Origin of the sequence: Microlunatus aurantiacus, from assembly GCF_039536605.1 — a bacterium.
Classification (GTDB): Bacteria; Actinomycetota; Actinomycetes; order Propionibacteriales; family Propionibacteriaceae; genus Microlunatus; species Microlunatus aurantiacus.
Window position 1 is genome coordinate 305,012 of sequence record NZ_BAAAYX010000020.1, and the last position, 26,909, is coordinate 331,920.

Here is a 26,909-nt window from a genome sequence, read left to right on the forward strand (position 1 = left end):
GCACCGGCTCCGAGCAGCCGCGGGTCCGGATGCGTCAGCGGATCGCCCGGTTCGGGGTGGCGAAGACCCAGGCGCCGGTGCTGGACCCGCTGTTCAAGGTGATCCGGGCCAGTCACCCCAAGGCCGATCTGACCCTGATCGAACGGGCCTACCGGACCGCCGAGCGCTACCACCGGGGTCAGACCCGGCGCAGCGGCGACGCGTACATCACCCACCCGCTGGCGGTCACCACGATCCTGGCCGAGCTCGGGCTGACCGAGCCGACGCTGTGCGCCGCGCTGTTGCACGACACCGTCGAGGACACCTCGTACACGCTGTCCGCGCTGACCCGCGACTTCGGCGACGAGATCGCGCTGCTGGTCGACGGCTGCACCAAGCTGGACAAGGTCAAGTACGGCGACTCGGCCAAGTCGGAGACCATCCGCAAGATGGTCGTCGCGATGTCGCGCGACATCCGGGTGCTGGTCATCAAGCTGGCCGACCGGTTGCACAACATGCGGACGCTGCACTACCTGCGGCCGGACAAGCAGCACCGGATCGCGTCGGAGACGCTGGAGATCTTCGCGCCGCTGGCCCACCGGCTGGGCATGAACGCGATCAAGTGGGAGCTGGAGGACCTCTCCTTCGCCGCCATGCAGCCCAAGGTCTACGACGAGATCGTGCGGATGGTCGCCGAGGCCGCCCCCCGCCGGGACGAGTTCCTGTCCCAGGTGATCGAGCAGGTCACGTCGGACCTGCGGGCGGCCAAGATCCGCGCCACGGTGACCGGACGGCCGAAGCACTACTACTCGATCTACCAGAAGATGGTGGTCCGCGGTCGCGACTTCGCCGACATCTTCGACCTGGTGGGGCTGCGCATCCTCGTCGACAACCCGCGCGACTGCTACGCCGCACTGGGGGTGATGCACGTCCGCTGGAACCCGCTGCCCGGCCGGTTCAAGGACTACATCGCGATGCCGAAGTTCAACATGTACCAGTCGCTGCACACCACGGTGCTGGGTCCGCAGGGCGGGCCGGTCGAGCTGCAGATCCGCACCGAGGAGATGCACAAGCGGGCCGAGTTCGGCGTCGCCGCCCACTGGAAGTACAAGGAAGGCGGCAAGGGCATCGCGTCCACCGCCAACGGCGACAACACCGACCTGACCTGGGTGCGGCAGCTGCTCGACTGGCAGCGCGAGACCGCCGACCCGGGGGAGTTCCTGGACTCGCTGCGGTTCGAGATCAACTCCACCGAGGTCTACGCGTTCACCCCCAAGGGCGACGTGCACGCGCTGCCCCAGGGCGCCACCCCGATCGACTTCGCGTACGCGATCCACACCGAGGTCGGTCACCGCACCGTCGGCGCCCGGGTGAACGGGCGGCTGGTGCCGCTGGAGTCCGAGCTCTCCAACGGCGACGTGGTCGAGATCCTCACCTCCAAGGCCGACAACGCCGGCCCGAACCGCGACTGGTTGGAGTTCGTGCGCAGCCCGCGGGCGCGCAACAAGATCCGGCACCACTTCACCAAGGGCCGCCGCGAGGAGTCGATCGAGGCCGGCAAGGAGTCGATCGCCCGCCAGATGCGCAAGGCGGGGCTCCCGCTGCAGCGGCTCCTGACGCTGGAGCACCTGACCGCTGTGGCCAACCACCACAAGCTGCCCGACGTGTCGGCGCTGTACGCCGCCGTCGGCGAGGGCACCGTCGGTCCGCAGGCCGTGATCAACCGGCTGATCAGTGCCGAGGGCGGCGAGGACGCCACCGCCGACGAGATCAGCGAGGACCAGGTCGTCACGGGCCGGCGTCGACGCAAGTCGTCGGCCTCGGACTCCGGCATCGAGGTCGCCGGCGACACCGACCTGCTGGTCAAGCTGGCCAAGTGCTGTACGCCGGTGCCGGGCGACGCGATCCTCGGGTTCGTCACCCGCGGAGCCGGGGTGTCGGTCCATCGTCACGACTGCGTGAACGCCACCCACCTGAAGAGCGAGCACGCCGAGCGGATCGTCGGCGTCTCCTGGGCGCCGACCGCGCACAGCTCGTTCCTGGTGGCGATCCAGGTCGAGGCCCTGGACCGCAACCGGCTGCTGTCCGACATCACCCGGTCGCTGTCGGACCAGCACGTCAACATCCTGTCGGCGGCGCTGAGCACCTCGAAGGACAAGATCTGCAAAGCCAGGTTCACCTTCGAGACGGCCGACCCGACGCACCTGGACCACGTCCTGCGGGCGGTCCGTCAGGTGCCGGGCGTCTTCGACGTCTACCGCATCCGGCAGTAGTGTCTGCGACGCTACCGCGCCGCGAACGAACTCTCCGCGACGTCTGGGACGCCTGTCGTGGCTCAGAGACTCAGCCGCTGAAGTCGTCGGCCGCCTTGCGCGCCTGGGCCAGCCACTCGCGGTAGGTCTCGGCGGAAGCGGTCGCGTCGCGGGCCGCCTTGGCGTCCCCGCGGGACTCCGCCTTGGCGGCCTTCTCCTCCAGGGTGGCGATCTGCGCCTCGAGCTTGCTCGCCGTCTCCTCGGCGCGGGCGCGGGCCTCGGGGTTGGTCCGGCGCCACTGGTCGTCCTCGAAGCCCTTGATAGCGGACTCGACAGCACGGAGCCGGCTGTCCAGCGGCCTGATCATCTCCCGCGGCACCTTGCCGATCTCGGCCCACCGCTCCAGCACCGTGCGGTAGGCGGCCCGGGCCTCGGCCAGATCCCGTACGGGGAGGATCGTCTCGGCCTCCTCGACCAGCGCCTGCTTGGCCACGCCGTTGGCCTTGAACTCGCTGTCCTGCTCCGACATGGCGGCCGACTTGGCGCCGAAGAAGACGTCCTGCGCGCCCCGGAACCGCTTCCACAGCTCGTCGTCGACGCCCCGGGGAGCCGAGCCGGCGGCCTTCCAGCGGGTCATCAGGTCGCGGTACTCGCTGGTGGTCGGACCCCAGTCGGTGGAGTTCTGCAGCGCCTCGGCCTCGGTGACCAGCTTCTCCTTGGTGGCCCGAGCCGACTCGCGCTGCTCGGACTCCTTGGCGAACTGCGACTTACGGCGTCGGGTGTAGGTGGTCCGGGCGCTCGAGAAGCGGTGCCACAGCTCGTCGTCGGTGGCCCGGTCGAGGCGGGGGAGCGCCTTCCACTCGTCGAGCAGCTCCCGGAAGCGGTTGACCCCGCCACGCCAGTCGTTGCCGGCCGCGAGCTTCTCCGCCTCCACGACGTACCGCTCCTTGGCCTGCTTGGCCTGGGCGGTGGCCTCGGCCTTCTGAGCCTTGCGGGCGGCGCGCTGCTCGGCCACCTTGGGGACCAGAGCCTCCAGCCGGGCGGCGAGGCCGTCGAGGTCGCCCACGGCGTGGGCGTCGGTCACCGCTGTGCGCACGGTCCTGATGGAGGACACGGCGTCGTCGGGGGAGAGCGCCCCGGAGGCGATCCGCTTCTCCAGCAGCGACACCTCGAGCTCGAGGGCCTCGAAGCGGCGGGTGAAGAAGGTCAGCGCCTCCTCGGGTGGCACGTCCGGCACCTGGCCGACAGATCGCTCGCCCGCCTGTGTGCGGACGTACACCGTCCCGTCTTCGTCGACCCGGCCGTAGGAGGCAGGCCCCGCGCCGTCGCTCATAGGGCCCTATCCTGCCTGATCGGTCGGCGCGGGTCACAACAGGTTCTCAGCGTGGGCCACGCGGTGGCTAGTCTCGGCGACGTGTTCATCGCCTCCTTCCCCGCCGGTCCGTGGCAGACGAACTGCTACGTGGTCGCCACCGAGCCCGGCGCGGAGTGCGTGATCCTGGATCCCGGGATGGGAGCCGCCGACGGCGTCCGCGAGGTGGTGACGGAGCACCGGCTGAAGCCGGTGGCGGTGGTGCTGACCCACGGACACCTCGACCACATGTTCTCCGTCGCCCCGCTCTGCGGTGGCTACGACGCCACCTGCTGGGTCCACCCGGACGATCGCGCCCTGCTCGCCGACCCGCTGCGCGCGATGGGACCGGAGACCCACCAGCTGCTCGCCCAGCTGACCGGCGGCACCACCACCTTCGCCGAGCCGGACGACGTGCGCGAGCTGACCGATGGTGCGGTGCTGGAGATCGCCGGCGTCAGGCTGGACGCCCTGCACACCCCGGGGCACACCCGGGGGTCGGTGATGTACCGCAGCGACTACCCGTCGACGGCGCCCGGCGGCGGTGAGCTCGACCAGCTGGTGTTCTCCGGCGACGTGCTGTTCGCCGGGTCCATCGGACGGACGGACCTCCCCGGCGGGGACCACGCCGCGATGCTGCGCAGTCTGCGATCCAAGGTGCTGCCGCTGTCGGACACGACCGCGGTCCTGCCGGGCCACGGTCCGCAGACCACGATGGCCCGCGAGCGCGCGACGAACCCGTACCTGCAGCCCGGTCAGCTCTGAGCGACGGGCTCTCGGACACCCGGGAGTGCGGCCGCGGGCGCCGCTGGGTTCCACAGCTGATGGGCCCAGTCGTTGTGTCCGAGTGTGAGGGTGCCCTGGTTGGTGGTGATCGCGATCCAGCCCTCAGGAGATCGCCAGAGGTACGTGCCTGGTTCTGGTTGTCGACTCTGCCAGCAGCCGACGGTCTTGGCGCGGTGCTCGGACCTGGCGAGAGGACCGAGGTTGCCCAGGCCGGTCTGGCCGGCTGGTCCATCATGCTGCCACGGGCGGGTGTGGTCGAGGTCCATCCGGCCAGTTGCCGGGGAGTGCGGGAACACCGAGCGCGGGTGCCGGACCGCCATGGCTCGCCGCAGTCGGAGCGGGATCTCGTACGCGTCGGCTGAGGCCGTCTCTGCCGGGTCGACCACCGGCCGCACGATCACATTCGCGTCGGTCTGGACCAGGTAGCGACGCAGCTGCTCGACCGTGATCGGACCATCCGGGGACCGCACCACGCCGCGTCCGTCACGCAGGGTCTGGTCGGCGAGGTGGACGTGCAGCACCGCGGTGGGGCGCGACGCGGCGAGCTCTGCTGGAGTCAGTGCCCGCCACCGGGGCCGTCCACGAGCAGCGGGCCAGTCCGCGCGCACCACAGCGCGGCCCTCTGGCTCCGAGGGGGTGGCCGTGGCCGCTTCGGTCTCACGTCGGCCGGCGTGCCAGGCGAGGTCGGCGTCGTCGATCGGCGCTTCCTCCGACAGTTCGACCTCGTCGCCGCCTTCGGTCTGGTCGTCCCAGCAGTCGTCGTCGAGTCCCGGTTGGTGATGGTTGCCGTGGCGGGAGGTCTCCCAACCTGCAGCGGGTAGGTCGTCAGCCCACGGATCGGTCGGATCGTCCTGGTGGGCGGCGACCTGCACCCACGGCTCGCGGTGCGGGTCGGGGTCGTCGTGGTGGCGGGCCAGCAGGTCGATGAGCCGCGTCGGGTTGGCGATCACCCCGATCGCCTTGGACAGCCGCACCGGCAGTGGATCCTCGTCACCCTCGTCGGCCAACGCCTCGGCGACCTGCCCGTACAAGGCGAGCATCAGCGCCACGTCTCCGGACTCACCGCGGGCGATCAACGTCCGCAGTCCGTTCTCCGACTGCGTCGCCCGCACCTCCCGCTTCGCCGCCGCCAGCTGTTCCCGTTCGTGGTACGCCGCAGGATCGACCTCCAGGATGATCGCCTCCAGCGCCCGCAGCACACTCGCCCAAGGAAGCTGCTCCGTCCAGCGGGTGATCTGCGCGTCCACGATCCCGGCGGTCACCGGGTTCAGCCGAGCCGTCTGCTGCGCGATCTCCCGCGCCTTCCAGTGATGCACCTCCCCGGCCACCACCCGCGCCCACAGCTGGGGCAGCCGGTGCCGCAGGTTCAACGCATCCGAGATCCAACCCCGCGCCCCCAGCACCGAGGTCTGGAACGGCAGCACCAGACCGGCGGCCGCGGTCTCAGCCACCGGTGGACACCCGACGGGGCCCAGGGCCACCAGCTGCTCGACCCACGGCCCACCGTCGGGATCGTCGACCCCGGAGTGCGCGTCAGCCCAGGCCGCTGCCAGCACCAGCTTGCGACAGCCCGCGATCTTGTGGTCGTTCTGCACCGCCGCGGACAGGTCAGCCAACGCGCGCCGGTCTCCCAGCGCAGCCTCCAACCTGGTGTCGAACATGTGATCGATTATACTCCCTCGATCGCCCCGCGGGAAGAGCTCTGTTCGCCGATCTTCTTTACCTGGCAGGACATTCAGCGCGGCGCGATCGTCACTGGTCGACCATCTGGAGGGTCGTCGGCTGAACACGACGTCAGGTCAGGTGCTTGGTCGCCTCGCGTCGCGACAGTCCCGACATCCGGTCCTCGTGCTCGGCGACGAAGCCGCGCACCCAGTCCGGGTCGACCCGAGCGTGCTGGCGGAGAGCCCAGCCGATGGCCTTGCGGATGAAGAACTCTCGATCCGCCAGGTTGGGGAGCAGGCATTCGACCAGCAGCTGCCGGTCGAGCTCCTCGGCCGACCCGACCTGGTGGATGATCGCCGTCCGGCGCAGCCACCGGTCCGGGTCCGTCGCCCAGGCCCGCAGGGTGGCGTCCAGGGCCGGCCGGCTGGCTCGCTGGATCGGCCCGATCAGGTGGATGGCCACCACGTCCACGTGATCCCACCAGGCGCCGGTGACCACCAGGTGCTCGTACAGGTCGAGACAGTCGGGGTCCTGGTGGCTGCGGTACCGGCGGTCACCGGCGATCGACAGGGCGGCGTAGCGCTCCTCGCGGTAGGCGGCCTGGTCCCACAGCGTCCGCACCACGCCCTCCCACTGCGTCCGGTCGTGCAGCTGGTGGTCGGCGACCAGCGGACCGACGACCGACCGCAGCACCGGCGCCGGCACACCCCGGAAAGGCATGGTCGACTTCATGTAGCGCTGCTGCTGGACGGCCCGGTCGGGATCGGCGGACGCCGAGAGCCCCTCCCGCACCGCGGTGACCAACGCTCTCGCCTCGGTCCCGAGCTGCGTCCGCTCCTGCATCCGCCCATGATGACCGAACCGACCGACAGCGTCGCCCCCTCTAAGATCGGGCCCCGTGAGCCGACCCCGTCCCCTGTCCGGATTCCCCGAGTACACCCCCGACCAGCGCATCGTCGAGCAGTACGTGCTGGATCGGCTGCGGGAGACCTTCGAGCTGCACGGGTTCGCCTCGATCGAGACCCGGGCCGTTGAGCCGATCGACCGGCTCGCCAAGCAGGGCGAGATCGACAAGGAGGTGTACGCCGTCCAGCGGCTGCACGCCGCCGACGACGCCAAGGCCGAGCTGGGTCTCCACTTCGACCTGACCGTGCCGTTCGCCCGCTATGTGCTGGAGAACGCGCACCAGCTGTCCTTCCCGTTCCGGCGCTACCAGATCCAGAAGGTGTGGCGCGGCGAGCGCCCGCAGGAGGGCCGGTACCGCGAGTTCACCCAGGCCGACATCGACATCGTCGACGCCGGCACGCTGGCCGCGCACCACGACGTCGAGCTGCCCCTGGTCACCCTGCAGGCGTTGGAGCGGCTGCACACCGATCTCGGGCTGCCGCCGGTGCTGATGCGGGTCAACAACCGGCGGCTGGCCCAGGGCTTCTACACCGGTCTCGGCATCACCGACCCCGCCGCCGTGCTCCGCCAGGTCGACAAGCTGGACAAGATCGGGCCGGACAAGGTCACCGAGCTGCTCACCGGGCTGGGTCTGTCGACCACCCAGGCCGCCGCGTGCATCGAGCTGGCCGGGATCTCCGCCGCCGACGGCTCGTTCGTGGACCGGGTCCGGGCCCTGGGCGTCACCGACCCCGAGCTCGACGCCGGACTGGAGCTGCTGGCCGCGGTGGTGGAGACCGCCGCCCGCCACGTCCCCGGGCGGCTGGTCGCCGACCTGAAGATCGCCCGCGGTCTGGACTACTACACCGGCACCGTCTACGAGACCGAGCTGGTCGGCTCCGAGGGCTGGGGCTCGGTGTCCTCCGGTGGCCGGTACGACTCGCTGGCCAGTGACGGCAAGACGACCTACCCCGGGGTCGGTCTGTCCATCGGCGTCACCCGGCTGCTCGCGCCGCTGTTCTCCCGCGGACTGCTGACCGCGTCCCGGCCGGTGCCCACCGTCGTCCTCGTGGCCGTCGACCACGAGGAGACGCGCGACTCCGCGGTCGCGGTGGCCGAGAAGCTGCGGGCCCGCGGGATCTCCACCGAGGTGGCGCCCAAAGCCGACAAGTTCGGCAAGCAGATCCGCTACGCCGACCGCCGCCGGATCCCGTACGTGTGGTTCGGGGCACCGCCCCACAGCGAGGTCAAGGACATCCGCTCCGGCGAGCAGCTGCCGGCGGATCCGGACCGGTGGGAGCCCGACACCGCCGACCTGCGTCCGACCGTCAGCGGTCCGGCCTAGGGTCCGACCATGGCCCCGGACGAGACCCCTGCGCTCGACGGGGACACCGCGCTGGCGCGCCGGGTCGCGACCCAGCGGCTCGTCGGGGAACCGCTGCCCTCGGCGGCCGCGGTGGTCGAGCTGCTCGCCTGCGTCCAGGCCCAGGAGTGGGCCCACGCGGTCTGGTCGGTGGGGATGCGGTCCGCCGGGACGACGCACGACCAGATCCTGGCCGCCTTCGACGCCGGGGACCTGCTGCGCACCCACGTCCTGCGGCCGACCTGGCACCTGGTGGCCCCGGCCGACCTCGGCTGGATCCTGGCCGCGACCGCCGACCGGGTGCACGTCAAGAACGCAGGCATGTACCGCCGGGAGGGCGTGGACGCGGCCACCGCCGCCCGGGCCTGCGACCTGCTGGTCGCGCTGCTCGACGGGGGCCGGACCCTCACCCGCAGCGAGATCGGGGAGCGGCTGGCGGCAGCCGGGATCGAGTCGCCGGTCGGCTTCCGCCTCAGCTACCTGGTGATGCACGCCGAGCTGGAGGGCCTGATCGTCAGCGGTCCGCTGCGCGGCCAGCAGCACACCTACGCGCTGGTGAGCGAGCGGTTGGCCGGACGCCCGGTGCGTACCCCCGACGACCCGCTGGCCGAGCTCTGGCACCGGTTCGTGGTGGGCCACGGACCGACCAGCGTGCGGGACTTCGCCCGCTGGTCCTCGTTGACCCTGACCGCGGCGCGGGCCGCGGCCGGGCGGGTGGCCGACCGGCTCGAGTCCGCGGTGGTCGGGACCGAGGAGGTGTGGTGGGACCCCGCCGCGCCCGACGTCGCACCGGCCGCCGTGCGGGACGTCGTGCGGTTGCTGCCGCTCTACGACGAGCTGACGCTGAGCTATCCCCGGCTCGGCTTCCCGCTGGCCACCGGGCACCCGCACCCACCGGACGCCGACCTCCGCTGGGGCTCGGTGCTGGCGGGCCTGACCAGCGTGGGAGTGTGGCGGCGGACGATCGTCGAAGGTCGGCGGCGTACGGTCCGGGTCGCGGCTGCTCTGGCCCCGGGCACCACGTCCGCCCAACGGGCGGCCGTGGACGCGGAGCTGGACCGCCTGGCGGAGTTCCTGGACGCCGAGGCGGTCCGAGAGGAGTGGGACGGACGATGACCACCGCCGGCAACGGGCACGTCGTGCTCGCCGAGGCCGACAGCGCGCCGTACGGCTCGCTGCGCCAGCGCCCCACCTCCCGCCGGGAGCGGTACGCGATGGGCAAGGCGCTGCGGAAGAAGGTGCCGCGGTCCGCGCTCGGGCGCTGGGAGGTCCGACCCGACCGGCCCGACCCCGTCGAGCTGATCCGGCAGTCGCACGAGGGCCGCCTGGACTGGCTCGTCCCGACCCGGGTGGCCCGGATGGTCGGCTCGCCGTACGGGTTCCTGCGGGGGAGTGCGATCGTGATGGCCGCCGACGTGGCGGCCCTGCCGGCCACCGGGATCACCCCGGTGATCTGCGGCGACGCGCACCTGGGCAACTTCGGCTTCTACGCCTCGCCCGAGGGCGAGCTGGTGATCGACCTGAACGACTTCGACGAGGCGCACCCCGGCGGCTGGGAGTGGGACCTGCGGCGGCTGGTGGCCAGCATCTGGGTCGCCGGGCGGGAGAACGGCAGCAGCGAGCAACAGTGCGGCGACTCGGTCGCGTCGTGCGTCCGGGCCTACCGCGACGAGGTCGTGTTCCTGGCCGACGAGCCGCTGCTGATGCGCTCCTACAACCGGCTCGACGTCCACCGGCTGCACGAGACGGCCACCGAGAAGACGCTGCGGGCCGAGATCGCGCGTACGGCCAGACGGGCCCGCGAGCGCACCTCGGACCGGGCCCTGCCGCGGTTCACCCGCGAGCACGACGGGAAGCGGCAGATCGTGGAGGAGCCGCCGCTGATCACCCACGTGATGCGGGCGGAGGAGGACGCGATCGCCGAGGCGCTGGACGGCTATCTCGAGACGCTGGCCCCCCACTGGCGCCGGGTGGTGGGCGGCTACACGATCCTGGACATCGCCCACAAGGTGGTGGGCGTGGGCAGCGTCGGGCTGCGGGCGTTCGTGGTCCTGCTGGAGGGCAGCAGCCCCGACGACGTGCTGTTCCTGCAGCTCAAACAGGCCCGACGCTCGGTGCTGGCGCCGTACGTGCACGGCGAGTCGGCCTGGCACGCCCACCAGGGCCAGCGCGTGGTGGAGTACCAGCAGGCCCTGCAGACGGTCAGCGACCCGCTGCTGGGCTGGACCACGGTGGGGGACTTCCAGTACTACGTCCGGCAGTTCCGGAACATGAAGGGCACGATCCCGCTGGACGCCATCGACAGCGCGGCGCTGACCGACTACGCGGGCATCGTGGGTCATCTGCTGGCCAAGGGGCACGCCCGGACCAGCGGCGCGTCCATGATCGCCGGCTACTTCGGCCAGGGCGACAACATCGAGCAGGCGATGTGCCGGTTCGCGGCCGCGTACGCCGACCAGACCGAGGTCGACCACGCGGCCTTCGTGGCGGCGGCCCGGGCCGGCCGGCTGCCGATCGAGAAGGGTGCCCTGGACAAGGCGGGCTCGGCCTTCCGGCCCTGACCGGATCCGCTCAGCTCCGCTTCGGCCGCCAGAGGTAGGCGAGCCCGATCCCGATCAGCGCACCGAGCCCGAGCACCCCGATGCCGCCGATCACCAGGCCTCGGGTCAGCCGGGCATCGGTCGTCTCCGAGCGTTCCAACCGGTCCGAGGCGCCCGGAAGGGGGGCGCCCGGCCGGCCCAGGGAACGGGGTGCTGTGTCACCGGAGAGGTTGCCGCTGCACAAGGTGGTGGTCAGCCGGAGCTTCGCGGTCCTGCCCTCGCCCTGGATGGACCCGCTGGCGAAGATCACCCACGTCGAGCCGACGTCGGGAGTGAGCCCGCAGCCGGCTGAGTCGACGGGTGTGGTGATCACCTGGTCGCTGTAGACGGTGCCCTTGTAGACCCGGCTGACGTCGAAGCGGAGCTCGGTGGCTCGTTCACCGCCGATGCGGGTCTGGTCCACCCGGGTGACGGTGCCGAGGAACACCGCCTGGGCCTGCTCGGCCGCACGCCGCGTCGAGACTCCCAGACACGAGCAGGCAGCGGCCGGTGTCGGGTTGACGACGCCGGTGAACGCGATCAGACCCACGGCGACGAGGGCCAGCAGCACACGCCTCATAAACAAGTTCTACCTCCCCGGGCCATCCCCCGTAGGATCGACCAGCCGTTCGTGTCCGCGAACGGCCGCCCGACCTGGAGGAACTCATCCCGTGATCCGCACCCACGGCGCCGGCACCCTGCGTGCCACCGACGCCGGTCAGTCATGCGTCCTAGCCGGCTGGGTGGGCCGGCGTCGAGACCACGGCGGGGTGGCCTTCGTCGATCTGCGGGACGCGAGCGGCGTCGCCCAGGTCGTCATCCGGGACGAGATCCTCGAGGCGTCCGGCGCGCACGACCTCCGCAACGAGTTCTGCGTCGCCGTCACCGGCGTGGTCGAGCTGCGACCCGAGGGCAACGCCAACCCCGAGCTGCCGAGTGGTGAGATCGAGGTCGCCGCCACGGCGATCGAGGTGCTGAACTCGTCGGGTCCGTTGCCGTTCCAGATCGACGAGCGGGTCACCGTCGGCGAGGAGGCCCGGCTGAAGTACCGCTACCTGGACCTGCGCCGGCCCGCCCCGGCGCACGCCCTGCGGCTGCGCAGCCGGGTCAACCAGGTCGCCCGCAACCTGCTGGTCGAGCGCGACTTCGTGGAGATCGAGACGCCCACGCTCACTCGCTCCACCCCCGAGGGTGCCCGTGACTTCCTGGTGCCGGCCCGGCTGAAGCCCGGCAGCTGGTACGCCCTGCCGCAGAGCCCGCAGCTGTTCAAGCAGCTGCTGATGGTGGCCGGGATGGAGCGCTACTTCCAGATCGCGCGGTGCTACCGCGACGAGGACTTCCGGGCCGACCGGCAGCCGGAGTTCACCCAGCTCGACATCGAGATGAGCTTCGTCGACCAGGACGACATCATCGCGCTGACCGAGGACCTGATCGCCGCCATCTGGCAGCTGATCGGCTACCAGGTGCCGGCCACGTTCCCGCGGATCACGTACGCCGAGGCGATGGAACGCTACGGCTCCGACAAGCCCGACCTGCGGTTCTCCACCGAGATCACCGACCTCACCGCCCACTTCGCCGACACGCCGTTCCGGGTCTTCCAGGCCGACTACGTCGGTGCCGTCGTGATGCCCGGCGGAGCCGGCCAGCCGCGCCGCACCTTCGACGCCTGGCAGGAGTTCGCCAAGCAGCGCGGGCACCGCGGCCTCGCCTACGTCACGGTGGCCGACGACGGCACCCTCGGCGGCCCGGTGGCCAAGAACCTTTCCGACACCGAGCGGGACGGGCTGGCCGCCGCGGTCGGCGCCCAGCCCGGGGACTGCGTCTTCTTCGCCGCCGGTGCGCGCCGCGGCGCCCAGGCGCTGCTCGGCGCGACCCGGCTCGAGGTGGGTCGTCGCTGCGGGCTGATCGACGAGTCGGCCTGGTCGTTCCTGTGGGTGGTGGACGCGCCGCTGTTCGAGCCGGCCGCCGCCGCCGTCGCCGCGGGTGACGTGGCCGTGGGGTCCGGAGCCTGGACCGCTGTCCACCACGCCTTCACCTCGCCCAAGCCGGAGTCGCTGGAGACCTTCGACACCGACCCGGGGGCGGCGCTGGCGTACGCGTACGACCTGGTCTGCAACGGCAACGAGATCGGCGGCGGGTCGATCCGTATCCACCGCCGCGACATCCAGGAGCGGGTGTTCGCGGTGATGGGACTGTCGGCCGAGGAGGCCCAAGCCAAGTTCGGGTTCCTGCTGGACGCGTTCGCCTTCGGCGCACCGCCGCACGGCGGCATCGCCTTCGGCTGGGACCGGATCTGCGCGCTGCTGGCCGGCACCGACTCGATCCGTGAGGTCATCGCCTTCCCGAAGTCCGGGGGCGGGGTGGACCCGCTGACCGACGCACCGGCCCCGATCACGCCCGCGCAGCGCAAGGAGGCCGGGGTCGACGCCACGCCGGCGTCCTGATCACGGGTCTCAGTCGTTCCGGGCGGACCGGTCGGCTCGGTCCCTCAGCCGGCGGGCGCCGATCGCGTTCGGGAGCACCACCCACAGCGCGGCGGTGACGATCCACTGCGCCCAGTTGATCGCGGTCATCGGGCCGGGGACGAGGTGGCTCGCGGCCCCGAGGGGCGTGACCCAGTCGGCCGTGCCCTGAGGGGTGAGCAGCCCGACGAGCAGCGTGAACGTCAGCGGGACCACGACCGTGGCCAGGGCCGCCAGTCCCGCGCGAGGAATCAGCAGACCCGCGGCGCAGCCGACGCCCACGGGGATGAGCTGGACCAGGAGGCTGCCGACCACCACCGGAACGGCGCCCGCCCAGGGGTCGAAGGGTGGGTTCGCGCCGACGACGACCGCGACGGCGACGGCCGCGATGACCACTCCGGCCGCGCCGACCGCCAGACCGTAGAGACCTGAGGCGATCCAGCGGGACCGAAGGGGCACCGCGGTCCGCGACCGGAAGTCACCGTCCGGGTCGCGGAGGTCGTAGGTCAGCACGGCGGTCGAGAGCGGGGTCAGCACCGACATGATCACCTGGACCAGGGGGGCGACCGCGACCAGGGTCCGGTCGGACGGTTGCAGGATGAAGGCGAGGATGAAGGCCGCACCGGCACCGACCACCAGGGTGGCGAGCACCAGCGCGAGCCGCGTCTCGCTCGCGCCCACCAGCTCCCGCAGCGCGCCGCCCACCGTGGTGGTCTCGCCGGCCCCACCGGTCTGGTTGCTCCTCATTCGCAGCACCGTAGTCCCGCGGCCGACGGCTGACTGGGATCATCGCCGGATGGACTTCGCGTTGCGACCCTGGTCGACGACGGATGCGGCCGACCTGCGTCGGGCGGTGGCCGCCAGCCCGGACCTGGGTCTGCAGCTCGGCGAGGTGGACCTCCGCCGCGAGGACGCGTGCGTCAGGTTCATCGGCGAGGCGCTGGCGCCGGCGGAGGATCGGCTGCCGTTGGCGATCTGCGTCGACGGGGTCGTGGTCGGCAACGTCGGTCTGACCCACCTCGAGCACCGTCACGACACGGCCTGGGTCTCCTACTGGGTCGCAGCCGCGTTCCGCGGACGCGGGCTCGCGACCCGTGCCCTGAGCGCCCTGGCCGAGCACGCCTTCGCCGACCTCGGTCTGTTCCGGCTGGAGCTGGGCCACCGGGTGGAGAACGTCGCCTCCTGCCGGGTCGCGACCGGGGCCGGCTTCGCCGCCGAGGGGATCGAGCGGTCCAAGCTCCGCTACGGCGACCTGCGCTTCGACGTCGAGACCCACGCCCGGCTGGCGACAGACTGAGCCGGGACTTCGAGAGATCCCGGCGGCGTCGCTCGGTCCTCAGCCCGTGACGTCGCCCGGCCGGTGCTGGTGCGCCAGGTCGCGCTGGACGACCGACGATCGCGGCCGGGTGTCCACACCGAGCTGGAAGACGTCCGGCCGGTTGTAGTGGCCCACCGGGTCGAAGAGGCGACGTGCCGCGCGCACCGCGGCCAGGTCGACCTCGGCGTACAGGATGGTCTCCTCGTGCCGGGCGGGTCCGGCCATGATGGTGCCGGTCGGGTCGACGATCACGCTGTTGCCGTGTTCCACCCAGGTCCCGCTCTCGAGGGTCGGCCACACGCGGTCGCGGTGCGGGAAGTCCGCCGGGATCTGGTCGACGGTGAGGCACGGGTTGACGCCGATCACGTAGCAGCGGCCCTCCAGCGAGATGTGCCGCAGGGTGGCGATCCAGCCGTCACTGGGGGCGAGCGTGGGCGCGGCCCAGATGTCCACGCCCTGGCTGTAGAGGTAGTAGCGCGCCAGGGGCAGGTAGTTCTCCCAGCAGGTCAGCCCGGAGAGGCGCCCGTACGGGGTGTCGATGACCGGGAGGGTGGAGCCGTCGCCCATCCCCCAGACGGTGCGCTCGGAGCCGGTCGGCATCAGCTTGCGGTGCTTGCCCGCCAGATCGCCAGCGGAGTCCAGGTAGAGGGTGGTGTTGTAGACGGTGGCGCCGTGGGCCTCGCGCTCCTGCACCCCGATCACCAGGTAGACGCCGGCCTCGCGGGCGGCCGCGCCGAGCGTGTCGGTCACCGGCCCCGGCACGACCACTGCCTGGTCGACCAGCATCGCGTACCAGTCACCGTCCCCGTCCCAGATCGGTCGGGAGTCGATCCAGAGAGGTGTTCCCGGGATGAAGGCCTCCGGGAACACGACGATCTTCGCGCCGCCCGCCGCGGCACTCTGCAGCAACGTAACCGCCTTGTCCAGGCAGGCCTGCTGGTCCATCAGGATGTAGGCCGCCTGCACGGCGGCGACCGTCACGGTGGCCATGACTGCTCCTCTCGACGCAGCCGAGATCGAGACCCGCCCGGGACGGCTCGATCGTCTCCACTGTGGCAGAGTCACCGGGGTTTGTCGCCGGTTCGGCGGCGGGCCGGGCGGCCGTAGGCTGGCCCCGCCATGAGTGAGGACCTGTTCGGCGGCCTGATCGGCTCGCCCACGACTGCCGCGACCGCCATCACCGGCGGCAGCCTGGCCGACGCGAACCGGGCCGGAGACGGTGACGGTCAGCACAGCGGGCTGCCGCTGCCGGTCCGGATGCGGCCGCGCACCCTGGACGAGATCGTCGGGCAGCAGCACCTGCTGGCCCCGGGTTCGCCGCTCCGGCGGCTGGCCACCGGGGAGCCTATGTCGGTGTTCCTGTGGGGTCCGCCGGGCGTGGGCAAGACGACGATCGCCTCGGTCGTGTCGCGGCAGACCGACTCGAAGTTCGTCGAGATCTCCGCCGTCACCGCCGGCGTCAAGGACGTCCGGGCCGTGCTCGACCAGGCGCGGCGCGACCTGCGCACGGGGCGGCAGACCGTGCTCTTCGTGGACGAGGTGCACCGGTTCTCCAAGACCCAGCAGGACGTGCTGCTGCCCGCGGTGGAGAACCGGCTGGTCACCCTGATCGCCGCCACCACCGAGAACCCGAGCTTCTCGGTCATCTCCCCGCTGCTGTCGCGGTCGCTGCTGCTGACTCTGCGGCCACTCACCGACGACGACATCTCCGGACTCCTCGACCGCGCGCTGGCCGACGAGCGCGGGCTCCGCGGGGCGTACGCGCTGGCCGACGACGCCCGGGCCAACCTGCTGCGCCTCGCCGGTGGTGACGCCCGGCGGGCCCTGACCTACCTCGAGGAGTCGGCGGCCGGGGCGGGGGCGGTCGGGGCGACGACCATCAGCACCGACATCGTCGAGCAGGCGGTCGACAAGGCGGCCATCCGCTACGACCGTGACGGGGACCAGCACTACGACGTGATCAGCGCCTTCATCAAGTCGGTCCGCGGCTCCGACGTCCAGGCGTCGCTGCACTACCTGGCCCGGATGATCGCGGCGGGGGAGGACCCCCGCTTCATCGCGCGCCGGCTGGTCATCCTGGCCAGCGAGGACATCGGTCTGGCCGATCCGACGGCGCTGACCACCGCCGTGGCGGCGGCCGACGCGGTGGCCTTCATCGGCATGCCGGAGGGGCGGATCAACCTGGCCCAGGCGGTCATCGCCCTGGCGCTGGCGCCCAAGTCGAACGCCGTGGTGACGGCGGTCGACGCCGCGCTGGCCGACGTGCACGCCGGCAAGATCGGACTGGTCCCGCCGCACCTGCGCGATGCGCACTACGCCGGCGCGAAGACGTACGGGCACGGTCAGGGCTACCGGTACGCCCACGACCACCAGCACGGCATCGCGGAGCAGCAGTACCTGCCGGACGAGCTGACCGACGCCCGCTACTACAGCCCGACCGACCACGGCGCGGAGGCGGCGCTGGCGGCGCGGCTCGCCCGGATCGAGGAGCTGCTCGGGCGGAAGTAGGGCGAGCGACACCCTCCCGCCAGCACACGAGCGGGAAGACGGCGCGCCCGACGTACGGAGGAGCGATGAGCGGCGGCAACGCTTCTCCGCCGCCGCGAAGAGCGACGACGGAGTCGGTGAACGCGCGTCGTCGTCGCGAGTGGGCTCATCTGAAGGCGGTAGGGTTCTCAACGACCTTGACCAGACCCACGAAGCAGAGGGAACCCCGCATGACTCTTGGAGGAATCGCCGGCCTGATCGCCGCCGTCGCCTTCGTCGCGCTGGTGGGGATGGTCGCCGTGCCCCTGTGGAAGACGGGCCGGGTCCTCGACGAGCTCCGGCAGACCGTCCACGACATCGGCGAGGAGTCGGTTCCGATCCTGACCGAGCTGCAGGACACGGTCCGGGTCACCAACGGCGAGATCGGCCGGATCGGCCAGGTCACCGACGAGGTGGCGGTGCTGAGCAAGAACGCGGCGGCGCTGTCGGAGAACGCGGCGCAGGTCAGCGGTCTGCTCACCCACGCGGTCGGCACGCCCGTGATCAAGGTGGCCTCGCTGGCCCACGGCATCAAGGCGGGTTTCACCGGCGGGCGCCGCCGGCCGGCCGAGCTGGAACAGGAGGCCTGAGTGATGTTCGGACGAGTCTTCTGGTTCGCCGTGGGCGCGGGCGTGACGATCTACGTGGTGGTCAAGGCGCGCGACTACATCGACAAGCACAGCCCCGAGGCGCTCGTGGAGCGGGTGCAGACGTCGGTGGTGGAGGCGGGCGACGCGACCAAGGCCTTCGTGGCCCGGGTCCGAGCTGCACAGGCCGAGCGTGAGGCGGAGCTCCGCTCCACGATCGGCCTGCCCCAGTAGCCACCCGACCGACCGTCGGTCCGATCCCGGGCCGACACACCTGCGAGGACCACATCATGCAAACCGCCGAGATCCGGCGCCGCTTCCTGGACTTCTTCTCCACCCGCGGCCACGAGGTGGTGCCGTCGGCACCCCTGCTCTACAACGACCCGACCCTGCTGTTCGTGAACGCCGGCATGGTCCCGTTCAAGCCGTACTTCACCGGGGCCGAGCCGGCCCCGTTCAGCCGCGCGACCAGCGTGCAGAAGTGCGTCCGCACCCTCGACATCGAGGAGGTGGGCAAGACCACCCGGCACGGGACGTTCTTCCAGATGAACGGCAACTTCTCCTTCGGTGAGTACTTCAAGGCCGAGGCGATCAAGTACGCCTGGGACCTGGTCACCACCTCCCAGGAGGCCGGCGGTCTGGGCTTCGACCCGGACAAGGTCTGGGTCACCGTGCTGCATTCCGACGACGAGGCCGCTGCGCTGTGGTCCAACATCGCCGGACTGCCGGACCACCGCATCCAGCGCCGCGGGCTGCTGGACAACTACTGGCACATGGGCATCCCGGGTCCCGGCGGACCGTGCAGCGAGATCTACATCGACCGCGGCGCCGAGTACGGCCCCGACGGCGGCCCGATCGTGGACGAGGACCGGTTCCTGGAGATCTGGAACCTCGTGTTCATGCAGGAGGAGCTGTCGGCCGTCCGGGCCAAGGACGACTTCGACGTCGTCCGGCCGCTGCCCCGACCCAACATCGACACCGGCATGGGGTTGGAGCGGGTCGCGTACCTGCTGCAGGGCGTCGACAACCTGTACGAGATCGACGAGGTCTATCCCGTGATCGAGCGGGCGGCCGAGCTGGCGGGCAAGCGCTACGGCGCCGACCACGGCGACGACGTCCGGCTGCGGGTGGTCGCCGACCACGTCCGCTCCGCGCTGATGCTGATCGGTGACGGCGTCACGCCCGGTAACGAGGCGCGCGGCTACGTGCTGCGCCGGCTGCTGCGCCGCGTGGTCCGCTCGATGCGGCTGCTCGGGATGGACGCGCCGAGCTTCGGCGAGCTGTTCCCGGTCAGCCGGGACGCGATGAAGGGCTCCTACCCGGAGGTGGCGACCGACTTCGCGCGGATCTCCGACATCGCGTACGCCGAGGAGGAGGCGTTCCGCGGGACCCTGACCCAGGGCACCCACCTGTTCGACCTGGCCGTGAGCAAGGCCCGGTCGGAGTCGGCCAGCACGCTGTCCGGCGACCGGGCGTTCCAGCTGCACGACACGTACGGGTTCCCGATCGAGCTGACCCTGGAGATGGCCGGCGAGCAGGGGCTGGAGGTCGACGAGGCCGGCTTCCGCACCCTGATGACCGAGCAGCGCGACCGGGCCAAGGCCGACGCGCGCTCGAAGAAGGGCAGCGGGGTCAACACCGAGGTCTACACCCGGCTGCGGGCCGAGGGGGAGACGCCGTTCACCGGCTTCGAGACCCTCACCCAGGAGTCAGCGGTCCGCGGGATCGTGGTCGGCGGTGAGCTGCGCGAGGTGGCGCTGCCGGGCGACCAGGTCGAGGTCGTGCTGGCCGAGACCCCGTTCTACGCCGAGTCCGGCGGCCAGTCCGGCGACCACGGCGAGATCGTCACCGCCGACGGCCTGCGGCTGCGGGTCGACGACGTGCAGCGCCCGGTCAAGGGCCTGGTCGTGCACAAGGTCACTGTCGGCGAGGGCGAGCTGAGGACCGGTCAGACCGTGCAGGCACTGGTCGACGGCGACTGGCGGCTCGGCGCCTGCCAGGCGCACTCGGCCACCCACGTCATCCACGAGGCCTTGCACGAGATCCTCGGACCGACCGCGCTGCAGGCCGGCTCGTTCAACCGGCCGGGCTACATGCGCCTGGACTTCCGCTGGAACCACGGTGTCACCGAGGACCAGAAGGGGGAGATCGAGCAGGTCTGCAACCAGGCGATCCGGGCCGACCTCGGGGTCTCGGCGACCCTGATGCCGCTGGCCGAGGCGCGGGCCTCCGGCGCCATCGGCCTGTTCGGCGAGGTGTACGGCGAGGTGGTCCGAGTAGTCGACATGGGCGACGGGTGGTCCCGGGAGCTGTGTGCCGGCACCCACGTCGCGCAGTCGGCCCAGGTCGGCCTGCTCGCGCTCAACGCGGAGTCCTCGGTGGGCTCCGGCATCCGCCGGGTGGAGGCGTTCGTCGGGATGGAGGCGTTCCAGCACCTGGCCAAGGAGCGCTCGCTGGTGATGGGACTGGCGGACACCCTCAAGGTGCAGCCGGACCAGCTGAGTGACCGGGTGACGCGGATGGTCGCGCAGCTGAAGGAGGCTGAGCGGGAGATCGCGGCGCTGAAGTCGGCGAACCTGCTGGCCGGGGTCGGGGCGATCCTGGCCAAGGCCCACGACATGTGGGGGATCTCCTACATCGCGCACCGCGCCGACGGCGTGAGCGGCAACGACCTGCGTTCGCTGGTCACCGAGGTGCGGGGTCGGGTGGCCGACCAGGCAGCGGTCGTCTGCATCGTCGGCGGCACCGCCGACAAGCCGGCGGTGGTCGTGGCCACCACCGAGGCGGCTCGCCACCGCGGGGTCAAGGCGGGTGAGCTGGTCACCATCGCCGCGAAGGCGCTCGGCGGACGGGGTGGCGGCAAGGACGACCTGGCCCAGGGCGGTGGCACCAACGCGGCGGGCGCCGACCAGGCGTTCACCGACGTCGAGTACGCCATCGGCGGCATCGCCACGAGGTGACCACGGCACCGAGCGGGTGGCGCCCCGGGACGCGACTGGCCCTGGACTGGGGTCAGGCGCGGATCGGGGTGGCCGCCTGCGACCCGGCCGGCACCCTCGCCTACCCGGTGGAGGCGGTGCCGGCCGGACCGGCGGCGATTCCACGGATCCTGGCCCTGGTGGCGGAGTACGAGCCGATCGAGCTCGTGGTGGGTCTGCCGCGGTCGCTGTCCGGCGGCGAGGGACCGGCCGCGGCGACCGTCCGCACCCAGGTGGCCGAGCTGGCGCGGGCGGTAGGTCCGCTGTCCGTCCGGCTGGTGGATGAGCGGCTGACCACGGTGACCGCTGCGCAGCGACTGCGCGCCGGCGGCCGGTCGGCGAAGCAGCAGCGGTCCCGGATCGACGCCGCCGCGGCGGCCGCGATCCTGGAACACGCGCTGGACAGCGAACGTCACTCGGGGCAGCCACCGGGAGAGTTACTATCGATCGCGGACGCGCACGACTGACCCGGAGTGGGCTCCACCCAGGTGCTGGATGGGGCCCCAGGTGTGCCTGGAGGACTGACCAGGTGAACAGGAGACCGACGCGTGACATCGATGCTGGACCCGGATCTGCGACCGAGCCCGGCCCGCGAGTTCGTCCACAAGGGCAAGGGCTGCCTGGCGGTGCTGGTGGCTGCCGCCGTCCTGGTGTTCGGGGCCTACTTCGTCTACGACCGGGCCGGCGGTCTGCTCGCCGGCTGGGGTGAGGTCGCCGACTACCCCGGCCCGGGCAAGGGCAGCATCACCGTGACCGTCCCCGAGGGTGCCACCGTCAGCCAGATCGGCGACATCCTGGTGGAGGACAAGGTGGTCCAGTCCGAGCAGGCCTGGAACGAGGCCGTGACGTCGGAGGAGCGGTCCACCAGCATCCAGCCGGGTCGCTACGTGATGCAGACCGAGATGCGGGCGATCGACGCCCTGACCCTCTTGATCAACCCGGGGGAGTACCGGGTGCGGGCCCAGTTCACGGTCCAGGAGGGGCTGCGGCTGACCGCCCAGGTGGACGCCCTGGTCAAGGGGACCAAGATCAAGAAGTCGGCGTTCGAGAAGGCGCTGGACAAGCCGAAGTCGCTGGGCCTGCCGTCGTACGCCAAGAACCGGCCCGAGGGGTTCCTGTTCCCCGACACCTACGAGCTGACCGCCGGAGCGAACGCCACGTCGGTGCTGAAGCAGATGGCGGCGCGGTTCGACGACGTGGCCACCGAGGTCGACCTGGTCGACCAGGCCAAGAAGCTGGACCGGTCACCGTACGAGCTGGTGATCGTGGCCAGCATCATCGAGAAGGAGGTCCGGGCCGAGGGCGACCGGGCCAAGGTGGCGCGGGTGCTCTACAACCGCCTGGACAAGGGTGAGCCGCTCGGGCTGGACTCCACGGTGATCTACGCCGAGAACCTGAAGACCAACACCACCACGCCCGAGGACCGGGCCAGCACCTCGAAGTACAACACCTACAAGTACGCCGGGCTCCCGCCCGGCCCCATCTCCGCTCCGGGCAAGGCGGCCCTCGAAGCCGCCGCCAGCCCGGCCAGCGGCAAGTGGATGTACTTCGTGACGGTGAACTTCGACACCGGCGAGACCAAGTTCGCCAACACCCTCGCCGAGCACAACCAGAACGTGAAGGAGTTCCAGGCCTGGTGCCAGGCCAAGAAGGGCCGTTGTGACAGCTGAGCCCGGGCGGCCCGGTCGAGAGACAGGCGAACGGGTCTGCGCCGTCCTCGGCTCGCCGATCGCGCACTCGCTCTCACCGGCGCTGCACCGGGCCGCGTACGCCCACCTCGGGCTCGACTGGCACTACGAGCGGCACGAGGTGGTCGCCGACGAGGTGTCCGGCTTCGTCGCCGGCTGCGGTCCGGACTGGCGCGGGCTGAGCATGACCATGCCACTCAAGGAGGCCGCGCTGGCCCTCGGCGAGGTGGATGATCTGGCCCGGTTGGCCGGAGCGAGCAACACCCTGGTCTTCGGCGGTGCGCTCGGCGGCGCCGACCGGTCCCCACGGCTGTTCAACACCGACGTGGGGGGACTCGTCGACGCGCTGACCGCCGGTGGGGCCGCGGGTGCCCGGCGGGCCACCGTCCTCGGTTCCGGAGCCACCGCCCGGTCGACGCTGGTGTCGCTGGCCCGACTCGGGGTCGACGAGGTGACAGTGGTCGCCCGCACCCCGGCCAGGGCCGCCGTGCTGGTGCCGCTGGCCGAGACCCTCGGTGTGCGTCTGCGGCTGCAGCCGTGGGAGGAGCCGGTCGGCCCGAACGACCTGCTCGTGTCCACGGTGAACGCCGGGGCGGCCGACGACCGGGCCGAGGAGCTGGCCGAGGTGAGCCGGTGCGTCTTCGACGTCATCTACCACCCGTGGCCGACCCCGCTGGCCCAGGCGGCGGCGGCCCGGGACCGGGTGGTGCTGAACGGTCTCGATCTGCTGGTCCACCAGGCCGTCCGGCAGATCGAGCTGATGACCGAGGCGTCGGTGCCGGCCGCGGTGCTCTACCGGGCCGGGCACGCCGCGCTGGCCGTCGGCTGATCACCGGCGCCCGCGCGCTCACACCCGTGGAAGACTGGCCCGATGCTCAGATGGCTGACGGCCGGGGAGTCGCACGGGCCCGCCCTGGTGGCGATCCTCGAGGGACTTCCGGCGCACGTCCAGGTGACCAGCGCCGACATCGGCGACGCGCTCGCCCGACGCCGGCTCGGCTTCGGCCGCGGGGCCCGGATGAAGTTCGAGGCCGATCAGGTCACCATCCTCGGCGGGGTCCGGCACGGCGAGACCCAGGGCGGTCCGGTCGCGATCCAGGTCGGCAACACCGAGTGGCCCAAGTGGGAGACGGTCATGTCGGCCGATCCGGTCGACGACGACGTGCTGGCCGGGCGCGCCCGGAACGCCCCGCTGACCCGGCCGCGGCCGGGGCACGCCGATCTGGTCGGCATGCAGAAGTACGACTTCGACGAGGCCCGACCGATCCTCGAACGGGCCAGCGCCCGCGAGACGGCGGCCCGGGTCGCCCTCGGGCGGGTCGCGACCAACTTCCTCCAGCAGGCGTACGGCATCACGCTGCTCAGCCACGTGGTCGAGCTCGGGTCGGTGGCCGGACCGGCCGACGGGCTGCTGCCCACGCTGGACGACCTGAGCGTCATCGACGACGACCCGCTGCGCTGCTTCGACCGGGACCTGTCGGCCGCCATGTACGCCGAGGTCGAGTCCGCCCAGAAGGACGGTGACACCCTCGGTGGGGTCGTCGAGGTGGTCGTCTGGGGGCTGCCTCCGGGACTCGGGTCGCACGTGCACTGGGACCGCCGGCTGGACGCGAAGCTGGCGGGCGCGCTGATGGGCATCCAGGCGATCAAGGGGGTGGAGGTCGGTGACGGCTTCACCCTGGCCCGGACCCGCGGCAGCCTGGCCCACGACGAGATCGTGCCCGGCGCCGACGGGATCGCCCGGGCCACCCACCGTGCCGGGGGCACTGAGGGCGGGATGAGCACCGGTGAGGTGCTGCGGGTCCGCGCCGCCATGAAGCCGATCGCGACAGTGCCCCGGGCCCTGCGCACCATCGACACCGCCACCGGCGAGGCCACGGTGGCCCACCACCAGCGCTCCGACGTGTGTGCGGTGCCGGCCGCCGGGGTCGTCGCAGAGGCGATGGTCGCCCTGGTGCTGGCCGAGGCCGCGCTGGAGAAGTTCGGTGGCGACTCGGTGGGCGAGACCCGCCGCAACCACCGGGCCTACCTGGCCGACGTGGCCGAGCGCGGTCTGCGGATCCACTCGTGAGCGTGCCCACCGCCCCGGACGCAGCCGCCGCGCGCCCCGTGGTGCTGGTCGGGGCACCCGGGTCGGGCAAGTCGACTGTCGGTCGCCGGCTGGCAGCGGTGCTGGGCCGGGAGTTCTGCGACGTCGACGCGGTGGTCGAGGAACGGGCCGGCAAGCCGATCGTGGAGATCTTCGTCGACGAGGGCGAGCCGGCCTTCCGGGCCCTGGAGGTGTCGACGACGTTGGAGCTGCTGCAGCGACCGGCGGTGGTCTCGTTGGGGGGTGGCGCGGTGCTGTCCGACGTCATCCGTGAGGCCCTGGCCGACCACCACGTGGTGTGGCTGCAGGTGTCGGCCGGCGCGGCCGCCGACCGGGTCGGGATGAGCGCGGCCCGGCCGCTGCTGCTCGGCAACGTGCGCGGCCGACTGATCCAGCTGCTCAACCAGCGGACGCCGCTGTACGCCGAGGTGGCCAGCCAGTCAGTGGCCACCGACGGCAGGACCCCCGACGAGGTCGTCGCCGCGGTGCTCGCCGAGGTCGCCGGATGACCGTCGCGTCCGTGCGGGTGTCGGCCGACGACCCGTACGACGTCGTCATCGGCCACCACCTGCACGACCGGATCCCGGCGCTGGTCGGCGACGGCGTGCGGCGGGCCGCGGTGCTGCACCCACCGACCATGCTCGACGCCGCGGAGCGGGTGGCGCACGCACTGACCGCGGCCGGGATCGAGCCGGTCAAGGTGGACGTACCCGACGGGGAGGCGGCGAAGACCGCCCAGGTGGCCGCGCGCTGCTGGTCGGTGCTCGGCTCGGCCGGCTTCACCCGGTCCGACGCCGTGGTCGGGATCGGTGGCGGGTCGACCACCGACCTGGCCGGCTTCGTGGCCGCGACCTGGCTGCGCGGCGTCCGCCTGGTCACCGTGCCGACCACCCTGCTGGCCATGGTCGACGCGGCCGTGGGGGGCAAGACCGGCATCAACACCCCCGAGGGCAAGAACCTGGTCGGGGCGTTCTACGAGCCGGCCGGGGTCATCTGCGACCTCGACACCCTCGTCTCGCTCCCCGTCCCCGAGCTGCGCTCCGGACTGGCCGAGGTGGTCAAGTGCGGTTTCATCGCCGATCCCGAGATCCTCACGCTGGTGGAGACCGACCCGGCCGCCGCGCTGGACCCGGCCGGGCCGGTGCTGGCCGAGCTGGTGCGACGGGCCGTCCAGGTGAAGGCCACCGTCGTCTCCGCGGACCTGCGCGAGTCGACGTCCGTCGGCACCCGGGTGGGACGTGAGGCCCTCAACTACGGTCACACGCTGGGACACGCGATCGAGCAGCACGAGCAGTACCGCTGGCGGCACGGTGAGGCGATCAGCACCGGGATGGTGTTCGTGGCCGAGCTGGCCCACCGGGCCGGGCTGATCGACCACCAGCTGGTCGCCCGCCACCGGGACCTGCTCACCGGGCTGGGGCTGCCGACCACCTACCGGGCCGACGCGTACGAGGACCTGCGGGCGCTGATGGCGGTGGACAAGAAGTCCCGCGGTGCGACCCTGCGTTTCGTGGTGCTGCACGGTCTGGCCCGACCGGCGATCCTGGCCGGTCCCGAGCCGGAGCTGCTCGCTGCGGCGTACGCGGCTGTCAGCCGAGCATGAACCGGGTCGAGCTCTTCGGGCAGGCGGCCCGGGCGGTGGCCGACCTGGTCGCCGAGATCCCGGCGGACCGCTTCGACGGCCCCGGGCTGGGGGAGTGGGACCTGCGGGCGCTGGTCGGTCACACCAGCCGGGCGCTGCTGACGGTGGAGACCTACCTGGACCGACCCGCCGAGCGCGAGGACCTGGCGACGGCCGCGGCGTACGTGGCGGCGGGTCGGCGCCTGGCGGCGGATGCCGGTGGCGGTGTCGCCCAACGCGGCCGTGACGCCGGCGCGGCACTCGGTCCGGCACCGGCGGAGGCGTTCACGGCGATCGTCGACCGGGTGCTGCCCCGCTGCGAGCGAGCCGACGACCCGGTGATCGCGACCATCGCGGGCGGCATGCGGCTCTCGGTCTACCTGGAGACCCGCACGTTCGAGCTCGTCGTGCACGGGGTGGACATCGCCGACGCCCTCGGCGTCTCGCCACCCGCGTTCGCCTCGCCGGTGTGGCGGTCCTCGCTCCAGCTGGCCGCCGCCGTGGTCGCGCTCGGCGCCGACTCCCCGGTGCTTCTGCGCGCCCTGACCGGTCGAGCTTCCCTGCCGCCGGGTTTCAGCATCGTCTGAGTCGGCTCGGGGGTCCGGGTCGGCCCGGTTCCGCCGTCGCCCTGTGGCCGGCCAAACCCGTGGCTCACGGGTGGCGCGCCGGCGTGTCGCGGCCCGAAGGCTCACTGAGCCCCATGTTCGTCCCGATCTCCGCTCGTCCACAGGTCCGAGGCGACCCGATCCTCTGTCCACAGATCCGCCGGCACCCCGGTCG

Annotated in this window: 24 protein-coding genes; 18 read left to right on the forward strand and 6 right to left on the reverse strand. The window is 71.9% G+C overall.

The genetic code is table 11. The features are described 5' to 3' along the window. Positions 1-29: 29 nt before the first annotated feature. Entirely contained in the window at positions 30-2,252 is a 2,223-nt protein-coding gene (locus tag ABD714_RS19790) for a RelA/SpoT family protein (RefSeq protein WP_344814318.1), read from the forward strand. A gap of 70 nt (positions 2,253-2,322) precedes the next feature. Here ABD714_RS19790 and ABD714_RS19795 read toward each other — a convergent pair whose 3' ends face one another. Then, entirely contained in the window at positions 2,323-3,564 is a 1,242-nt protein-coding gene (locus tag ABD714_RS19795; protein WP_344814168.1) for a DUF349 domain-containing protein, read from the reverse strand. An 81-nt stretch (positions 3,565-3,645) separates the two neighbouring features. Here ABD714_RS19795 and ABD714_RS19800 point away from each other — a divergent pair, with 81 nt between their 5' ends. Next, a complete protein-coding gene (locus tag ABD714_RS19800; protein ID WP_344814169.1) occupies positions 3,646-4,347 on the forward strand; it encodes an MBL fold metallo-hydrolase in 702 nt (233 codons plus the stop codon). Here ABD714_RS19800 and ABD714_RS19805 read toward each other — a convergent pair. Together ABD714_RS19805 and ABD714_RS19810 are read right to left on the reverse strand one after the other, a co-directional pair. Next, the gene (locus ABD714_RS19805) at positions 4,338-6,029 is read right to left on the reverse strand and encodes a hypothetical protein (RefSeq protein ID WP_344814170.1); all 1,692 of its coding nucleotides are present in this window, start codon (positions 6,027-6,029) and stop codon (positions 4,338-4,340) included. The genes ABD714_RS19800 and ABD714_RS19805 overlap by 10 nt on opposite strands. Positions 6,030-6,162: 133 nt before the next feature. Continuing rightward, the gene (locus ABD714_RS19810) at positions 6,163-6,876 is read right to left on the reverse strand and encodes a DNA alkylation repair protein (protein WP_344814171.1); all 714 of its coding nucleotides are present in this window, start codon (positions 6,874-6,876) and stop codon (positions 6,163-6,165) included. Positions 6,877-6,931: 55 nt separating this feature from the next. On the opposite strand from ABD714_RS19810, the gene hisS reads away from it, so the two are divergent. The 3 genes from hisS to ABD714_RS19825 are packed head-to-tail and all read left to right on the forward strand — an operon-like array spanning position 6,932 to position 10,842. Further along, positions 6,932-8,263, forward strand: coding sequence for a histidine--tRNA ligase (gene hisS, locus ABD714_RS19815; protein WP_344814172.1), 1,332 nt, complete (start codon positions 6,932-6,934; stop codon positions 8,261-8,263). Positions 8,264-8,272: 9 nt separating this feature from the next. After that, positions 8,273-9,397, forward strand: coding sequence for a winged helix DNA-binding domain-containing protein (locus ABD714_RS19820; protein WP_344814173.1), 1,125 nt, complete (start codon positions 8,273-8,275; stop codon positions 9,395-9,397). Further along, on the forward strand, positions 9,394-10,842 hold the full coding sequence (locus ABD714_RS19825; protein ID WP_344814174.1) for a DUF2252 domain-containing protein: 1,449 nt from the start codon (positions 9,394-9,396) through the stop codon (positions 10,840-10,842). Before ABD714_RS19820 ends, ABD714_RS19825 begins: the two co-directional genes overlap by 4 nt. A gap of 10 nt (positions 10,843-10,852) precedes the next feature. Here the strand turns inward: ABD714_RS19825 and ABD714_RS19830 are convergent, their stop codons facing one another. Beyond that, positions 10,853-11,440 carry a hypothetical protein gene (locus ABD714_RS19830; protein ID WP_344814175.1) on the reverse strand — a complete coding sequence of 196 codons (588 nt, stop codon included), beginning with the start codon at positions 11,438-11,440 and terminating at the stop codon, positions 10,853-10,855. Positions 11,441-11,531: 91 nt separating this feature from the next. Here ABD714_RS19830 and aspS point away from each other — a divergent pair, with 91 nt between their 5' ends. Beyond that, a complete protein-coding gene (gene aspS / locus ABD714_RS19835; RefSeq protein WP_344814176.1) occupies positions 11,532-13,304 on the forward strand; it encodes an aspartate--tRNA ligase in 1,773 nt (590 codons plus the stop codon). 9 nt (positions 13,305-13,313) lie between these two features. On the opposite strand, the gene ABD714_RS19840 is transcribed toward aspS, so the two are convergent. Then, positions 13,314-14,069 (reverse strand): hypothetical protein, encoded by a 756-nt coding sequence (locus tag ABD714_RS19840; RefSeq protein ID WP_344814177.1) that lies wholly within the window; start codon positions 14,067-14,069, stop codon positions 13,314-13,316. 49 nt (positions 14,070-14,118) lie between these two features. Between ABD714_RS19840 and ABD714_RS19845 the strand changes: the two genes are divergently transcribed. Continuing rightward, positions 14,119-14,619 (forward strand): GNAT family N-acetyltransferase, encoded by a 501-nt coding sequence (locus ABD714_RS19845; RefSeq protein WP_344814178.1) that lies wholly within the window; start codon positions 14,119-14,121, stop codon positions 14,617-14,619. A gap of 39 nt (positions 14,620-14,658) precedes the next feature. Here ABD714_RS19845 and ABD714_RS19850 read toward each other — a convergent pair whose 3' ends face one another. Next, the gene (locus ABD714_RS19850) at positions 14,659-15,630 is read right to left on the reverse strand and encodes a carbon-nitrogen hydrolase family protein (RefSeq protein WP_344814179.1); all 972 of its coding nucleotides are present in this window, start codon (positions 15,628-15,630) and stop codon (positions 14,659-14,661) included. Between the two features lie 129 nt (positions 15,631-15,759). Here ABD714_RS19850 and ABD714_RS19855 point away from each other — a divergent pair, with 129 nt between their 5' ends. The 11 genes from ABD714_RS19855 (at position 15,760) to ABD714_RS19905 (ending at position 26,716) form a co-directional block, all read left to right on the forward strand. Beyond that, positions 15,760-17,148 carry a replication-associated recombination protein A gene (locus ABD714_RS19855; RefSeq protein WP_344814180.1) on the forward strand — a complete coding sequence of 463 codons (1,389 nt, stop codon included), beginning with the start codon at positions 15,760-15,762 and terminating at the stop codon, positions 17,146-17,148. A gap of 209 nt (positions 17,149-17,357) precedes the next feature. After that, positions 17,358-17,756, forward strand: a complete 399-nt coding sequence (locus ABD714_RS19860; protein WP_344814181.1) for a DUF948 domain-containing protein — start codon at positions 17,358-17,360, stop codon at positions 17,754-17,756. Positions 17,757-17,759: 3 nt separating this feature from the next. Next, positions 17,760-17,987: a DUF6167 family protein gene (locus tag ABD714_RS19865; protein WP_344814182.1), complete on the forward strand. Its 228-nt coding sequence runs from the start codon at positions 17,760-17,762 to the stop codon at positions 17,985-17,987. Positions 17,988-18,043: 56 nt separating this feature from the next. Then, on the forward strand, positions 18,044-20,713 hold the full coding sequence (alaS, locus tag ABD714_RS19870; protein WP_344814183.1) for an alanine--tRNA ligase: 2,670 nt from the start codon (positions 18,044-18,046) through the stop codon (positions 20,711-20,713). Beyond that, on the forward strand, positions 20,710-21,198 hold the full coding sequence (gene ruvX, locus ABD714_RS19875; protein WP_344814184.1) for a Holliday junction resolvase RuvX: 489 nt from the start codon (positions 20,710-20,712) through the stop codon (positions 21,196-21,198). The genes alaS and ruvX overlap by 4 nt, the downstream gene beginning before the upstream one ends. 90 nt (positions 21,199-21,288) lie before the next feature. Next, positions 21,289-22,401 carry an endolytic transglycosylase MltG gene (gene mltG / locus ABD714_RS19880; RefSeq protein ID WP_344814319.1) on the forward strand — a complete coding sequence of 371 codons (1,113 nt, stop codon included), beginning with the start codon at positions 21,289-21,291 and terminating at the stop codon, positions 22,399-22,401. Continuing rightward, positions 22,391-23,248 carry a shikimate dehydrogenase gene (locus ABD714_RS19885; protein WP_344814185.1) on the forward strand — a complete coding sequence of 286 codons (858 nt, stop codon included), beginning with the start codon at positions 22,391-22,393 and terminating at the stop codon, positions 23,246-23,248. The genes mltG and ABD714_RS19885 overlap by 11 nt, the downstream gene beginning before the upstream one ends. Positions 23,249-23,290: 42 nt before the next feature. Then, positions 23,291-24,490: a chorismate synthase gene (gene aroC / locus ABD714_RS19890; RefSeq protein WP_344814186.1), complete on the forward strand. Its 1,200-nt coding sequence runs from the start codon at positions 23,291-23,293 to the stop codon at positions 24,488-24,490. Beyond that, positions 24,487-25,017 carry a shikimate kinase gene (locus tag ABD714_RS19895; RefSeq protein WP_344814187.1) on the forward strand — a complete coding sequence of 177 codons (531 nt, stop codon included), beginning with the start codon at positions 24,487-24,489 and terminating at the stop codon, positions 25,015-25,017. The genes aroC and ABD714_RS19895 overlap by 4 nt, the downstream gene beginning before the upstream one ends. Beyond that, a complete protein-coding gene (gene aroB, locus ABD714_RS19900; RefSeq protein WP_344814188.1) occupies positions 25,014-26,111 on the forward strand; it encodes a 3-dehydroquinate synthase in 1,098 nt (365 codons plus the stop codon). Before ABD714_RS19895 ends, aroB begins: the two co-directional genes overlap by 4 nt. After that, the gene (locus tag ABD714_RS19905; RefSeq protein WP_344814189.1) at positions 26,108-26,716 is read left to right on the forward strand and encodes a maleylpyruvate isomerase N-terminal domain-containing protein; all 609 of its coding nucleotides are present in this window, start codon (positions 26,108-26,110) and stop codon (positions 26,714-26,716) included. The genes aroB and ABD714_RS19905 overlap by 4 nt, the downstream gene beginning before the upstream one ends. Positions 26,717-26,909: the final 193 nt, after the last annotated feature.